This window comes from Saccharomonospora xinjiangensis XJ-54 (assembly GCF_000258175.1).
GTDB classification, from domain to species: Bacteria; Actinomycetota; Actinomycetes; order Mycobacteriales; family Pseudonocardiaceae; genus Saccharomonospora; species Saccharomonospora xinjiangensis.
Window position 1 is genome coordinate 4,158,671 of the sequence record NZ_JH636049.1, and the last position, 14,055, is coordinate 4,172,725.

General features: G+C 68.9%; 13 protein-coding genes. 8 read left to right on the forward strand and 5 right to left on the reverse strand.

Annotation, left to right across the window (positions count from 1 at the left end):
- The first annotated feature begins 78 nt into the window (after positions 1–78).
- Genes coxB through qcrB form a run of 5 tightly spaced genes read left to right on the forward strand, consistent with a single transcriptional unit; the run spans position 79 to position 4,859 of the window.
- The gene (gene coxB / locus SACXIDRAFT_RS18885) at positions 79–726 is read left to right on the forward strand and encodes a cytochrome c oxidase subunit II (protein WP_006240266.1); all 648 of its coding nucleotides are present in this window, start codon (positions 79–81) and stop codon (positions 724–726) included.
- Positions 723–2,357, forward strand: coding sequence for a cytochrome c oxidase subunit I (locus tag SACXIDRAFT_RS18890; protein WP_006240267.1), 1,635 nt, complete (start codon positions 723–725; stop codon positions 2,355–2,357). Before coxB ends, SACXIDRAFT_RS18890 begins: the two co-directional genes overlap by 4 nt.
- Positions 2,354–2,857, forward strand: coding sequence for a hypothetical protein (locus SACXIDRAFT_RS18895; RefSeq protein WP_006240268.1), 504 nt, complete (start codon positions 2,354–2,356; stop codon positions 2,855–2,857). The genes SACXIDRAFT_RS18890 and SACXIDRAFT_RS18895 overlap by 4 nt, the downstream gene beginning before the upstream one ends.
- Complete coding sequence (locus tag SACXIDRAFT_RS22525; protein WP_006240269.1) at positions 2,854–3,306, forward strand: hypothetical protein; 453 nt, start codon at positions 2,854–2,856, stop codon at positions 3,304–3,306. Before SACXIDRAFT_RS18895 ends, SACXIDRAFT_RS22525 begins: the two co-directional genes overlap by 4 nt.
- A complete protein-coding gene (gene qcrB / locus SACXIDRAFT_RS18905) occupies positions 3,300–4,859 on the forward strand; it encodes a cytochrome bc1 complex cytochrome b subunit (RefSeq protein WP_006240270.1) in 1,560 nt (519 codons plus the stop codon). Before SACXIDRAFT_RS22525 ends, qcrB begins: the two co-directional genes overlap by 7 nt.
- A gap of 210 nt (positions 4,860–5,069) precedes the next feature.
- Here qcrB and qcrA read toward each other — a convergent pair whose 3' ends face one another.
- Positions 5,070–6,161 (reverse strand): cytochrome bc1 complex Rieske iron-sulfur subunit, encoded by a 1,092-nt coding sequence (qcrA, locus tag SACXIDRAFT_RS18910; protein ID WP_006240271.1) that lies wholly within the window; start codon positions 6,159–6,161, stop codon positions 5,070–5,072.
- 184 nt (positions 6,162–6,345) lie between these two features.
- On the opposite strand from qcrA, the gene hisS reads away from it, so the two are divergent.
- Positions 6,346–7,644: a histidine--tRNA ligase gene (gene hisS / locus SACXIDRAFT_RS18915; RefSeq protein WP_040922788.1), complete on the forward strand. Its 1,299-nt coding sequence runs from the start codon at positions 6,346–6,348 to the stop codon at positions 7,642–7,644.
- A 13-nt stretch (positions 7,645–7,657) separates the two neighbouring features.
- Here hisS and SACXIDRAFT_RS18920 read toward each other — a convergent pair whose 3' ends face one another.
- The 3 genes from SACXIDRAFT_RS18920 to SACXIDRAFT_RS18930 form a co-directional block, all read right to left on the reverse strand.
- Positions 7,658–9,430, reverse strand: coding sequence for a serine/threonine-protein kinase (locus SACXIDRAFT_RS18920; RefSeq protein WP_006240273.1), 1,773 nt, complete (start codon positions 9,428–9,430; stop codon positions 7,658–7,660).
- A gap of 304 nt (positions 9,431–9,734) precedes the next feature.
- Positions 9,735–11,117 carry a serine hydrolase domain-containing protein gene (locus tag SACXIDRAFT_RS18925; protein WP_006240274.1) on the reverse strand — a complete coding sequence of 461 codons (1,383 nt, stop codon included), beginning with the start codon at positions 11,115–11,117 and terminating at the stop codon, positions 9,735–9,737.
- On the reverse strand, positions 11,114–11,383 hold the full coding sequence (locus SACXIDRAFT_RS18930) for a hypothetical protein (protein WP_040922277.1): 270 nt from the start codon (positions 11,381–11,383) through the stop codon (positions 11,114–11,116). Before SACXIDRAFT_RS18930 ends, SACXIDRAFT_RS18925 begins: the two co-directional genes overlap by 4 nt.
- On the opposite strand from SACXIDRAFT_RS18930, the gene SACXIDRAFT_RS18935 reads away from it, so the two are divergent.
- On the forward strand, positions 11,358–12,182 hold the full coding sequence (locus SACXIDRAFT_RS18935) for a GbsR/MarR family transcriptional regulator (RefSeq protein ID WP_232285334.1): 825 nt from the start codon (positions 11,358–11,360) through the stop codon (positions 12,180–12,182). The two genes, SACXIDRAFT_RS18930 and SACXIDRAFT_RS18935, sit on opposite strands and share 26 nt — an antisense overlap.
- Positions 12,183–12,264: 82 nt before the next feature.
- Here the strand turns inward: SACXIDRAFT_RS18935 and SACXIDRAFT_RS18940 are convergent, their stop codons facing one another.
- A complete protein-coding gene (locus tag SACXIDRAFT_RS18940) occupies positions 12,265–13,596 on the reverse strand; it encodes an ankyrin repeat domain-containing protein (protein WP_006240276.1) in 1,332 nt (443 codons plus the stop codon).
- A gap of 246 nt (positions 13,597–13,842) precedes the next feature.
- Here SACXIDRAFT_RS18940 and SACXIDRAFT_RS18945 point away from each other — a divergent pair, with 246 nt between their 5' ends.
- Entirely contained in the window at positions 13,843–14,052 is a 210-nt protein-coding gene (locus tag SACXIDRAFT_RS18945) for a hypervirulence associated TUDOR domain-containing protein (RefSeq protein WP_006240277.1), read from the forward strand.
- Positions 14,053–14,055 lie beyond the last annotated feature (3 nt).

Sequence of the window (14,055 nt, forward strand, 5' to 3'; positions counted from 1 at the left end):
ACCAGCCCGCAGTCGGTCCTGCCCCGTGACAGCGGGATGCGGCGACCGCTGTCGCGAGGTGGCTGTCGGGAGGCGCGTGTGGAGTTTCGGCGGGTGTTCGAGGAGGTCTTCCGCTTCGAGGTGGCTGTCGCCGTGGCCGTGTTCGCGGTCGTGTCCCTCGTGTTGTTGGGATCATTGGCTTTCTCCCGCCGTCGCGCCCCCGACCGGCGAAAGCGGCACTCGCACCCCGTCGTGGAGGGCACGTACGCGGTGCTGCTGGCTGGGGTCGCGGCCGTCATCGTCCTCGTCACCTTCTCGGCCGACGACGAGGTGCAGGAGGCGGTCAACGCCGAGACGCCGACGGCGGCACCGCAGCACCGCGTCACGGTGGAGTCGTTCCAGTGGTGCTGGCGCTTCGGCTACCCCGGCGGCGAGAGGTCCGTCACCGGGGAGTGCCGCGAGGACGGAACGGGCCTGCCCACCCTCGTGGTCCCTGTGGGGAAACCCGTGCAGCTGACCCTCACCTCGTCCGACGTCATTCACTCGTTCTGGATTCCCGAGCTCGCTGTCAAGATCGACGCCTTCCCCGGCCACGACAACACGGTGACCCTCACCTTCGACGAGGAGGGCCGCTGGCTGGGCAAGTGCGCCGAGTTCTGCGGGCCGTACCACCCGGCCATGCACTTCCACGTGCGCGCCGTCTCGCCGGAGAAGTACCAGCAGTGGCTGGAAGGCGCCGCGGTATGACCGCCACCACCGTCGAAGCGGTGCCCTCGCCGCGTCCGTGGCTGACCACCACCGACCACAAGCGCATCGCCGTGCTCACGGCGGGGACCGCACTGGTGCTGCTGTTCATCATGGGCGCGCTCGCGCTCACCATGCGCGCTCAACTGGCCCGGCCCGATCAGTCTCTTGTGGACAACGACACCTACAACCAGCTCTTCACCATGCACGGGTCGGGCATGATCTACCTCGTCGTCACGCCCATCGCGCTGGCCATGGGGCTGTATCTCGTGCCGTTGCAGGTCGGTTCGCCCACGGTGGCGGCACCGCGCACCACCATGCTCGGCTACTGGCTGTACGTCCTCGGTGCTCTCGCGGTGCTGTCCGGGTTCCTCACCGCCGGTGGTGCGGCGAAGGAGGGCTGGACGGCCTACACCCCGCTGTCGAGTGCCCAGTTCTCGCCGGGGGTCGGCACGGACCTGTGGATCGCTGGCAACTTCGCCTCCAGCCTCGGGATGATCCTCATCGGCGGCACGGTGCTGTGGACGGCGCTGCTGAAGCGCGCGCCGGGGATGACCATGCTGCGCCTTCCCGTATTCACGTGGTCGATGGTCGCCACCAACCTCATGGTGCTGGCCGCGTTCCCCTCGCTGCTCATCGCGCTGGGCTTGCTCGCGCTGGGGCGGATGAGCCCGCAGGTGTTCTCCGACAACATCTTCAACATCGGCTACCAGCATCTCTTCTGGTTCTACGGCCATCCCGTCGTGTACGTGATGTTCTTCCCGTTCCTCGGCGCGGTGGCCGAGGTGCTGGCGACGTTCGCGGGGCGCCGGTTCTTCGGTTACCGGGCCACGGTGCTGTCGTTGCTGGCCTTCGCGGCGCTGTCGATGAGCGTGTGGGGCCACCACCTGTTCACCACGGGGCAGGCCGCCAACGACTATTACTCACTGACGTCGATCATGCTGCTCGTGCCCGCCGGTATCGAGTACTTCTCGATGCTGGCCACGGTGGTGGGGGCGAAGCTGCGCTTCGCGGTCCCGATGCTGTTCGCCCTCGCCTTCGTCCCCCAGTTCTTGATCGGCGGGCTCACCGGCATCATGGTCGCCACACCCGCGCTGGACTACCAGATGCACGACTCGTACTTCGTGGTCGCGCACTTCCACTACACGCTCTTCGCCGGGAGCCTGTTCGGCCTCTTCGCCGGGTTCTACTTCTGGTTCCCGAAGGTCACCGGGGCGATGCTGGGCACCGTGCTCGGGCACGTCCACTTCTGGCTGCTGCTCGTGGGCACCAACCTGACGTTCGTGCCCATGTTCTTCCTCGGCCTCGACGGCATGCCCCGGCGCGTCGCCACCTACCTGCCCCAGGACGGCTTCGGCACACTGAACCTGCTGTCCTCGGTCGGGTCGTGGATCGTGGGGCTCGGCATGGTCGCGTTCGCGGTGAACATCGTGGTGTCGCTGGCGCGGAGGCGGGGCAGGGCGGCACCGAACGACCCGTGGCACGCGCACACCCTGGAATGGGCGACCTCGTCGCCGCCACCGCCGTTGAACTTCGACGCCGCGCACCCGCTGCCGTCCGTGCGCAGCTTCGCCCCTCTGCTCGACCAGCGCCACGATCGGGCCGAGGGGCGGCGCACCCGGGAGCCCGCATGAGAGCGTGGCAGGTCGTGCTCGGCTGGGGCGTCGTCAACGCGGTCCTGGCCGGTCTGCTGTGGACATTCGAGGAGCATCCGCTCGTCGTCGCCCTCTACGCGGGTCCCGCGCTGGCGACGGTGCTCGCCGCGATCCTCGTGCGGCACACCCGCCGCGCCCCGGCAGGCGAGGAGCCGCAACGCCTGGCCACCACCAGCGCCTCGGCCCTGCTCGCCGCACTCGCCGTCGTCCTCGCCGCGCTCGGCCTCGTCTACGGGTACTGGTTGATCGTGCTCGCGGCGGTGGCGCTCGTCGCCGCGTTCGCCCGTGCCCGCAGGGAACGACTTCCTCCCGGAGTCGAGACGGCACCGACCCGCGTGCCGAGCCTGCACACCACCCTGCCGGGGCAGGCGCGTGAACTCGACGGCGTGGCGAAGGGTGTGCGCGTCGCCGCGGTGGCCGCCATCGGTCTGCGGGGCCTGAGCGCCGTGCGCCGGTTGTTGAGGAGCAGGAGACCGTGACGTCCGCAGTGCACATGGCCGCGATGGGCCTCGCGATCTCCGTTGTCGCACCCGCGCTCGTGCTGATGACGCGGCGCGGGGTGGCGTGGCAGCGGGTACCCGCGCCACCGCTGCTGGTGCTTCCCGCCTTCGTGGCGCTGCACGCCGTGGTGACGGTGGCGGGGCACGCCGTGACCGCGTTCTTCCCGTGGCTCGCCCTGCACGCTGCGTTGTTCGCGGGCGCGGTGTGGTTCTGGCTTCCCGTTCTGGTGGGAGAGCGCGGCGCGGCTCTGCGCAGCGTGTACCTGTTCCTCGCCGGTCCCGCACTCGACCTCTCAGCCATCTATCTGATCATCGTGGGGGACGTGGCAGGCGGTTTGGCCATGATCGTCGCCATGCTGCCCATCGGGCTCGCCGCCGTGGCCGTGACATGGCGGTGGATCACGGACGAGGAGCGGCGAGCGTGGTGACGGCGAAACTCGCGGACGCGGTGGACAGGCGGTTCCAAGCGGCCAAGGGGCTGCGGACCCGCGCCAACAAGGTGTTCCCCGAACACTTCTCGTTCCTGTTCGGCGAGATCGCCCTCTACAGCTTCGTGGTGCTGCTGCTCTCCGGGGTCTTCCTCACGTTCTTCTTCGACCCCTCGATGATCAAGGTGTCCTATGACGGCGCGTACGAACTCGCGGAGGGCGTGCGGATGTCCCGGGCGTTCGCCACAACGCTCGACCTGTCGTTCGAGGTCAGAGGTGGACTGCTGGTGCGTCAGGTCCACCATTGGGCCGCACTGGTGTTCGTCGCGGCGATCCTCGTGCACCTGCTGCGCGTGTTCTTCACCGGAGCCTTCCGCACCCCGAGGGAGGCGAACTGGCTGATCGGCGTGTTCCTGCTCGCGCTCGCCGTCGCCGAGGGGTTCGCAGGCTACTCACTGCCCGACGACCTGCTCTCCGGAACGGGGCTGCGGATCGCGTCGGGGATGATGCTGTCGATTCCCGTCATCGGCACCTGGGTGCACTGGCTGGTGTTCGGAAGCGAGTTCCCCGGAGAAATCATCCTCCCTCGCTTGTTCACCCTCCACGTGCTCGTGCTGCCAGGGCTCATCCTCGCTCTCGTGGCCGTTCATCTCGCCAGCGTCTGGTATCAGGAGCACACGCAGTTCCCCGGCAAGCGGAGGCGTGAGGGCAACGTCGTCGGTACGCGCACGATCCCGGCGTTCGCGTTGAAAAGCACCGGGCTGGCGGCCACCGTCGCGGCCGTGCTGCTGCTCATGGGCGCCCTGCTCCAGATCAATCCCGTGTTCGACTACGGCCCGTACAAACCCGGAGCGGTCTCCACGTTCGCGCAACCCGACTGGTATCTGCTGTTCGTGGAGGGTGCGCTTCGCCTGTTCCCCGCGTGGGACCTCGTCCTGTGGGACACCTACCGCGTTCCCGCACCGTTCTGGCCTGCCGTGGTGCTGCCGCTGGTGCTGTTCACCGTGGTGGCGCTGTATCCGTTCGTGGAAGGCAGGCTCACGAAGAGCACGCGGCGGCGTCACAACCTCGCCCAGCGTCCTCGGGACGTACCCGCACGCACCGCGCTGGGAGTCATGGGGATCGCCTTCTACGTGATCCTGCTGCTCATGGGCATCGACGACGTGATCTCGATGGTGTTCCAGGTGTCCGTTGACCGGATCGTGTGGATCGGTAGGGTCGCCGTGTTCGCGGTGCCGCCGCTTGTGTACTGGCTGACGTACCGGTGGTGCCTGCGGTTGCAGCGCGCCGACCGCGATGTCCTCACCAGGGGCGTTCGGACCGGTGTCGTCCGGCCGGAGGGCGGGGGAAGGCATTTCGTCGAGGTGCGGGAGCCGCTGTACGGCAGGACGGCCGATGGTCGTGCCGTGCGGCCCCGATACCGGGGCAACCGGCTGCCGACCCTGCCGACGCACCTGCGCACCAGGCCACAGGAGCAGCCCCCGCCTGGATCCCCGCCTCAGTCCCCTCCTCCACCCCCGCCTCCGTCCCCACCCCCGCGCGACCGTCCCTGAAATACCAACACCCGTACGTAACCTGCGGACACACCGAGGTGGTAGCTCAACAGTGGGCGTGTCCGCACTTCCTGCACGGGTGTTGGCACCTCATGCACGGGTGTTGGCACCTCATGCACGGGTGTTGGTACTTCTTGCACGGGTGTTGGCAGGCTGCGCACCAACGTCCGTGCGCAGCCTCCGGCACGCCGCAGCGGGATGGAAAAGCTCTCAGCCGAGTTCCCAGAAGCCAGGGCCGACGGGTCCGGTGAAGTCGCCCGTAGCGACGAAGTGGCCGTCGGGGTGCAGCGCGATGGGCAGTTGCGGCAAAGCGCGGGCAGCGGGACCGAACGTCGGCCTCGCGTAGGCGGTGAGGTCGAACTGCGACTGGTGACACGGGCACATCAACCGGCGCGTCGCGGTCTCGAACATCCCCACCGGGCATCCGAGGTGGGTACAGAGACGGGAGTACGCGTAGTAGTCGCGGTAGTTCAGGCCCGCGCGATCGGCGCGCTCGGCCATCGCCGTGCCCTCGGGCAGCCGGTACAGCGTCGCGGGGTTGTCCGACTCCTCGAACGCCTTCGCGAGTGCCTCGGGATCGTCCCGTTCGGACTCCCGGAACGGGAAGACGGGCACCGTGGAGCCGGGCGCGAGGTCCTCGGGGCGGACCAGCACCACCTCGGTGGGCTCCCCGGTGTCCATCCGCAGGTACACGGTCTCGCCGTCGGGGGAGTGCCAGCCGGTGTGCCACGGGGTGTCCTCGGGTGAGGTCGTGTGGGTGCGCCGGTCCCAGGGATCACGGACGAACGCGCCGACGCCCACGATGCCGAGGCTCGCTCCCAGCGTGCTCGCGGCCACGGCCATCGCCCTGCCAAACACCGAGCGCCGCCGCAGGCCGGTCCGCTCCTGCGCATCGGCGACCGTGGCGGCGAACGTCGCCCTGTCCTCGGAGGTGGAGCCGTTCTCAAGGTGCCGTCGCTGCACGGAGACCTCGCGGGGCAGTAGTCGCTTCGCCGTGAGGAGCAACGCCGCCGCGAGGCCGAGGACGGCGAGGCCGAGCAGTGTCCCGAGCAGCGGAGTGTACAGCCGGTACAGCGTGTGGCCTTCGCCGCCGGGCGTCACGTACCGCCACGGCCACGCCAGGTACACCACGGCAGCGGCCACGGACGCGATCACGGTGACGGCCGAGGAGCCGAGGACGAGAAGCCGTCCCCTGCGGTAGCGGGGTGACAGTGGGTGCCGGTCCGAAGGCTCGTATTCGACAATCTCCACGCCATCGAGTTCGGCTCCGTGCCGCAGCAGTTCGTCGCGATCACTGCCCACCGTCCACCTCCCACCGTCCGGCGCTCGGCCCGACGGTGAGTAGCCGCTCGATCGCGCCACAAAACCGTATAACGCCCTATACGCTGAGACTCCGATCGCCCCTCGCGCGAGGGGTGACGCGCCTCGCGGCGAGAGACGCGGGACAATGGGCGTCGAGTCAACGACATCGGAGGACACGACGATCATGGCGAAGGCCGCCGAGCCACCCTCAGGCACCCGGGACTTCCTCGCGGACGACGTTCGTCGCCGCAAGGCCGCGTTCGACACGGTCTCGGGCGTCTTCGAGCATTACGGGTTCGATCCGCTGGAGACTCCGGCGTTCGAGCGGCTCGAGGTCTTCGCGGGCAAGCTCGGCGATGAGGCGAGCGCGCTCATCTTCAAGATCCTCAAGCGCGGGGTGCACGAGGCGACCGGCGAGGCGGACCTCGCGCTGCGCTACGACCACACCGTGCCGCTGGCCAGGGTCGTCGGCACCTACGGCAGCCGGCTGCCATCCCCCTACAAGCGCTACGCCATCGGGCCGGTGTGGCGCGCCGACCGGCCGGCGAAGGGCCGGTTCCGCGAATTCACGCAGTGCGACATCGACACGGTGGGCTCGGCATCGCCGCTGGCGGACGCCGAAGTGCTCTGGGCGATCCACGATGGACTGAAGGCGCTGGGCGTCGAGAACTTCCGCGTGCTGGTGAACAGCCGCAAGGCACTGCACGGGCTGCTTGAGGCGTACGGGATCGCCGAGGAACGCGGCACGGCTGTGCTCGGCACGCTGGACAAGCTGGACAAGCTGGACCCTGGCGCGGTGGTGGCCGAACTCGCCGACCGTGGGCTGGACGCGCGCACGGCCGAGGAACTGGTGGGCGACGTGACCGCCGCCGATACCGACCGCGTGCGCAAGCAACTCGACACCACCGAGCGCGGGCGTGAGGGCCTCGCGGAGATCGACCGGCTCCTCGATCTGACGTCCGGGCTGCCGGAGGGTCGCGTCGTGTACACGCCGCGCATGGTGCGGGGCCTCGACTACTACACCGGGCCGATCTTCGAGGTGGTGGCAGAGGGCTATCCGGGTTCGATCGCCTCCGGAGGCCGTTACGACGGGCTCGTGGCCAAGCTGGGCGGGCCGGACCTGCCCGCGTGCGGGGGTTCCATCGGTCTCGAACGCATCCTCGCCATCCAGGCGTCCGGCGCGGAGGCGAGCGGCGGGCTCGACGTCGCGCTGACCGTGCTCGGCGCGGAGGACGCGGTCATGCGCATGGCCGCCGGCCTGCGTGGCCAGGGCCTGCGCACCGGCGTCTACCTCGGCACGTCGGGCAAGCTGGGCAAGCAGCTCAAGTGGGCCAACGACCAGCGGGCGCGCGTCGTGCTCATCCACGGTCCCGAGGAGCAGGCCGACGGTGTGGTGACCATGCGGGACATGACCAGCGGCGACCAATTCCGGGTGCCGGTGACCGAGGTCGCCGCCACGGTGCGCGAACACCTCGGTCGCTGATCGCTCGCGCCGCTCACCGCAGGAATTCGCGGGTGTCCATCCCGGTCCTGCGGCGAGTGGCTGCGCGGGTGGCGAGGCGCCGCACCAGCACGAACGGAACGGTGAACGCGGCGATGGGCACAGCCTGCGCGTAGACGAGCGGCTCGTTGGCCGGTGCGCCCAGCAGCAGGAAGAGCGCCACGGGCAACGCGGGAAGCGCGAGGCCGATCACGAAGCCGAACCGGTCGAGCAGATCGCGCCCGGACATCGACCCCAGCAGCACGAACATCAGCACTGCCGACACTGGCCAGAAGATCACGAGACTCGCCGAGCTCATGGCGTACACGTCGAGAACCGGCTGCAACAGGAAATAGGTCACCCAGCTTGCCAGCGGAACGGCGAATTGCGGCGTTCCGCCAAGCAACTCGCCGGTGGTGCGTCTGCCGATAGCGATGTCGGCAACCGCGAGCAGAGCCAGGGGCGCGAGTGCGTGTCCCGCGAACACGGTTACGGTGTCGAATGGGTCGAGCAGGTTGTCGTACGGCACCCAGCGGACGGTGATCAGTGCGGGGAGCAGGAACCCGAGCGTCATCGCGCCCCACAGCCGGGTGCGCTCGGTGCGGAAGGGACGGAGCAACACGGTCAGCGCTGTGATCACCAGCGGCACCAGTTCGGTCAACGCGAGATCTTCCAGCGGCACCGGTGCATCGATGGTCTTGTTGAGCAGGAGGGCCACCCCGTAGCCCGCCGCGCCCGCGAGCGCCGCCCCGAGCGCGAACCCGTTGGGCAACGGTCCGGTGTTTCGCACCCCGCCATCCACGGTGGAGGCGGGACGTCGGCCGGGTGATTTCGGCCGAACCGCTGAAGTGCGCGGAGCCGGTTTCGCCGCCACCGCAGGGGGCGGTGTCGCCGTGGTGCGCGGGGACTTCAGCACCGGGCTGGTCGGCTCCGCCGATGGCAGCGTGGTGGTCGCCGCTGTGGCGGTGGTGATGGCGGTGGTGGGGGTGTGGTCGGGGGTGAGTGTGTCGAGGAGTTGGGCGGCGGTGGGGCGTCCGGTGGGGTCTTTGCTGAAGCAGGGGTCGAGCACCACGCGCAGGGCCGGGGGGACGTCGTCGAGGTGGGGTTGGCCGTGGGCGACGGCGTAGAGGATCGAGGAGATGGAGCCGGTGCCGAAGGGGCCCTTGCCGGTCGCCGCGTAGACCAGGACTCCGGCGAGGGAGAAGATGTCGCTGGCGGGGCCGATGTCGGAGGCTTCGATTTGTTCGGGGGACATGTATCCGGGCGTGCCGATGGCGACGCCGGTGGCGGTGAGGGTGGTCTGGTCGAGGACTCGGGAGATGCCGAAGTCGATGACTCTGGGGCCGTCGTTGGAGATGAGGATGTTGCCGGGTTTGAGGTCGCGGTGGATGACGCCTGCCTCGTGCACGGAGACGAGGGCTTCGGCGAGTGCGGCTGCCAGTTCCCGGACTTCGTTCTCGGGTAGTGGTCCTCTGCTCTGGACGTGTTCGGCGAGGGTGGGGCCTTCGATGTATTCGGTGGCGACCCACGGCCGGGCCGCGTCAGGGTCGGCGTCCACGACACCAGCGGTCCAGAAGCTGCCGACCTTGCGCATGTTCGCGATCTCGTGGCGGAACCGGTCGCGGAAGGTGGCCTCTTCTGCCAGTCCCGCGGACACGAGTTTGACCGCGACCCGCCGCCCGCCGCGGGAGCGGCCGAGGTAGACGGTGCCCATGGCACCGGACCCGAGGCGGCCCACCAGTGTGTAGTCGCCGACGCGGGCAGGGTCGTCCTCGGTCAGTGGTCGCACAGCACCCCCCCGGCCAGCGTGATGGATGCGACGCAGCGTAGCCGATGAGATACCCATCACCTATGGGGACACCCGCTCACGCCGACCATCCCCGCCTCGACGTGCCGTGCCGTGCCGTGCCGTGCCGAGGCGGGGTGGCGGGGTGGCTGGGTGGCTGTCGGAGCGCCCGGAGTCGCTGGGCGCCATCAGGTTCGAACGACACGATCCCCTGCCGCTCCCGCCGGCAGTGCGGGAGCTTCGACGCCCCGGCCGGCGTGCGACTGGGGTGTGGCGTTGACCGGATCGGGGCCTCACAGCCGTGGGTTCACGCGGCCGTTCGTGTGGAGGTATCGGGCAGCGCCGCCGGTGAAGTCGTAGATCGCGAGTGTCTGGTGTCCTCCAGCGGATCGGCCGGTGGCATCAGGAACCGCGTCTCGCTCACGGGGAGCAGCTCGTAGGTGATTCTGCTTAGCCTGTGAAGGAACTCCGCCTGCATCCGTTCGAGGTCGAAGGTCAGGAACAGTGTCCTCCCCTCTGCCCACACCTCATAGCGGGTTCCGGGACGCCCGTAGCAGCCTTCGTACCGGGCGAGGTCGAGGTTCAGCGCCGGGTTCGAAGCAGGCAGATCGGGGATCGTGACCGCGTTGAGGTCGGACAGGATCTCGTTGAACACCGCGCGGTAGACACTGTCCCTCGGCCCGCCGTTGGTCAGCATCGTGATGGCGATGTCCGAATCGGGCAGTACCCGCAGCCGAGCGTTCTGCCCGATCGTGCTGCCGTCGGGGGCGTAGACGGTCTCGCCGTGCCAGTCACCCACGATGAGGCCGAGCGCCCATTCCGGACCGAGCAGGTACGGGTCGGGGACCGGCACCCTCGACCGCATCATCTCCCTGACGCTGCCTGCCGACACGATCCGCTGCCCGTTCGGCGCCGTTCCCCCGGTGAGGAGAAGGTGCGCCAAGGCAAGCACCTCCCTGGCAGTCGAGGTGACGGCACCGCTGGGGCCGAAGGCACGCGGCAGGTAGTCCACCGGTGTCACGATGGGACCTTCTTCCAGCGACCGGATCACGTGCCCCGTGGCGGCCCTGGTCTCGTCCACGTGCTCGCGCCTGGTGCTCGTGCTGGTCAGACCCATGGGATCGAATAGCCGATGCCGCACGATGTCGTCCCAGCATTCACCGTCGATCACCTCCATGATCCGGGCGAGGATCGCGTAGCCGAGCGCCACGCTGTAGCCATGGGTGTGGCCCAGCGGGAACACCTGGGGCGCGTCGGCGATGTTCGCGACCATGCGTTCGTAGACGTCGTCGTCCTCGCCGGGATCGCCGTAGTCCTCCTCAATGCCGTTGGTGTGGTTCAGCAGGTGGCGAGGGGTGACGTCGGCGCTCGTCACAGGGTCGGCCACCGTGAAGTCCGGAAGGTAGGCACGCGCGGGCGCGTCCAGATCGACGGTTCCCTCATCGACGTGTTGCAGGAAAGCCAGTGCGGTCCAGGTCTTGGTCATCGAGCCGCACTGGTAGACGGTGCTGGGCGTCGCGGGTTCCCCTGTCTCCACGTCGGTGATCCCGCACGCGAACTCGGTGAGCTGTCCGTGGTGCAGGATCCCGATCGCGGCGTTCGGGATACCCGACTCCGTAAGGAGTTCGGTGACCCTGGCCTTGATCCGGGACACGTCGGCAGGCGGGGAGGTCGTCATCGTCGTCGTCATCGGGGAAGCCCGACCGCGTTCGCGGCGTCGGCCTCGAAGTACGCCGTTGTGGCGTAGTCGCCCGCGTGCTCCTCGAAGAAGCGTTCGACGTCCTCAAGGGACTCATGGGTGAGAATGTTCACCGCCTTGCCGCCGTCCTTGCTCGCCACGGCCACCTTCCACCTCGCGTCCTTCGGGAGCGCCGTGTGTGCCTTCTTCAATGCGCCCCAGAACCTGTCCTGGTCCGTGACTGTGGGCAGGTTGACCCGCGAGGACCGCGAGCGCATCGCGGCATGGCTGGCCGAAGGGCTCGGCTTCGCCGAGATCGGCCGACGGCTCGGACGGCCGACATCCACGATCAGCCGTGAGGTGGCGCGCAACAGCGCGAAGGATGGCTACCTGGCCGAGGTCGCTCAGCGAGCCTCGGGCCACCGTGCCCGCAGGCACAAGCCGGTGCGGCCCGCCGAGGAGACGAGCGAGCAGCCGCCCGAAGCGATACGCGGCTTCGTTGACCGCTTCGCGAGTCTCCTGACCGCGACCGGCCTGCCACGGATGACCGCCCGCGTGTTCGTCTGCCTCCTCACAGCCGACGCGGACGGTCTGACCGCAGCCGACCTGGTGCGCAGACTCCAGGTCAGCCCGGCCTCGGTGTCCAAGTCCATCGGCTACCTCGAAGCCATGGACCTGGTTCTTCGGCAGCAGGATCGAGGTGGGCGCAGGGAGCGGTATCTCATCGACGACGACGTCTGGCTTCGGGCATGGCGGACCGACACCGGCGCACACGGCGAGATCGCGACCGCCGCACGACAGGGCGTCGAGATCGTCGGCGCCGACACAACCGCAGGGGCCCGGCTCGCCACGATGGGCCGGTTCTTCGCCAGGCTCAGCGAGCAGATGAGCGGCAGCACCTTCGCCGAGCCAGTCGCCGACGACGTGCTGACCGTCTTCGCCGCACTCGTGCATGCCGGTCGGCCGCTCACTCCCGAGACGCTGGCCCGCGCACTCGGCTGGCCTCGGGACAGGGTGGGTGGGGCTCTCGACACGATCCGAAACCGGCCGGCCGTCGCCGACCCCCTCGCCCTGTGAGTCGTGGAACCCGGGGCCTACACCGTCACGGCGTGCCCTGACCGGCTGAGCCCCGAGCAACGTGACGCGCTCGGGGTGTGAGTCACGCGGTCTCCCTGCTGAGGCGTTCGGCGACGGGCTCGTAGTTGGCGTGACCGTGTTCGGCCCAGAACCGGGCCCGGCTCAAGGCTGTGGCGCCGTCGTCGTCCGGGGTGTCGCGAACTCCGTGCCTCAACAACACCTCCGCCAACTCCAGCAGTACGTCGCCGGGTACCTCCTTCTCGTCGTAGCCGGTGTCGTTGACGAGCGCGCGCAGGGCACCGTCCGCAGAGGTCCCCGAGGCGAGCAGGAATCGCACCACGTTCACCCGCGTCCGCAGGTCGGCCGGGGAACCGAGCGGCAGATTGCGGAGCAAGGCATGCACGGAGGCGTCGCGTAACGACGCGCTGCGCGCGCCGTGATCGAGGAGGAATCGGATCTTCTCCTCCGGGTACGGCAGGGTCCGGACAGCCAGGTCCAGCAGGGTGGCTCCGATGAGGTTCGTCGCGTTCACCGGCGCTCCGGCTGCGACCAACACGCGCAGGATGTCCCAGTGCGCGCCCTTCTCGATGCCGTCAGCCGACGGCCGGACGAGATCCGCCTCCAGCGCCGCGAAGTGCGCCGCGTTGCCGTATTCGGCCTGGAGCCGGGGATCGGCACCGGCGGCCAGGAGCGCGGACACGGCATCGACGTGCCGGTACGCCGCAGCCACATGCAGCGGGGTCATGCCGCGTTCGTCGAGTGCGTTGACGTCCGCTCCACCGGCGAGAGCGGCCTCGATCGCTGCCACGTCACCACGACGGCAGGCATCGGAGAGCTCACCGTCCTGCTCGCCGACGGGCTGAAGTTCCACGATCGCGTAGGCCTCTTCGTGATGCGGAGGAGCCGCACTGAGCAGGAACCGGAACCGCGCGCCGGGGAACCGGACGACCGCGCGCCCGAGGTAGTGATCGTCGGTGAAATTCTCCTCGACGAGATCCATCGGAGCGTGGTACCCGAGCAGGACGTAGGCGAGGATCCTGCGACGCGGCGACCGGATCTCGCGCAGTAGCGGGACGAAAGGCAAATCGTTCTCGTCCAGCCATTCCTCGTAGTCGAGTTCGTCCACATCGGAATCGCGGTATTCGCCGACCAGCTCGTCCGGATCGTCGTCGTAGCGGTCGGCGAACGTGGCGGCCACCGCGTCGAGGGCGTCGTAGAGCGAACTCGCCTCGCCCGTCACGGCGCCGAGTGAGTCGCCTTCGTCTTCGAGGACATCCTCCTCAAGGTCGTCGAGGTCATGGGGTTCGAAGTCCCCGGTGTATTCGACGACGACGTAGCGACCACCGCACAACTCCGCCCTGCGCTGTCCGGAGTCCGCTTCCACCAGGCAACGCAGGATTTCTTCCAGATCCATGGAGTGATCTTGGCAGAGGCGTGTGACAGTGCCGCACCGGTTGGCTCGCCTCATCGGCTGGCCCACGGGTACGACATCGTCACTGTGGAGGTCGCCGGCACACCGCGCCGGTGCGCGCCGGATGTTCCACTGGCACAGCGCCCTCGGAATCGATCGACAAGGCCCTCGCGGAGGCCGCTCAGTCGTTGCCGTGATCCCGCCGCTGTCACGGGTACCCCGCAAGCGATATGCGGAGGGAGAACGGCCATGACGGAGTTCAAGAAGGGCGATCGGGTGCGGTGGGACGCGGGCAACCAGAGTTCGGTCGGCACCGTCGAGGAGAAGATCACCTCGGAAACCCGGGCAGCGGGGCGCACGGTCAGGGCGTCGGAGGAACACCCGCAGTATCTGGTGCGCAGCGAGAAGACCGGCAGGACGGCCGTGCATCACCCTGACAAGCTGCACAAGGCCGACTGAGGG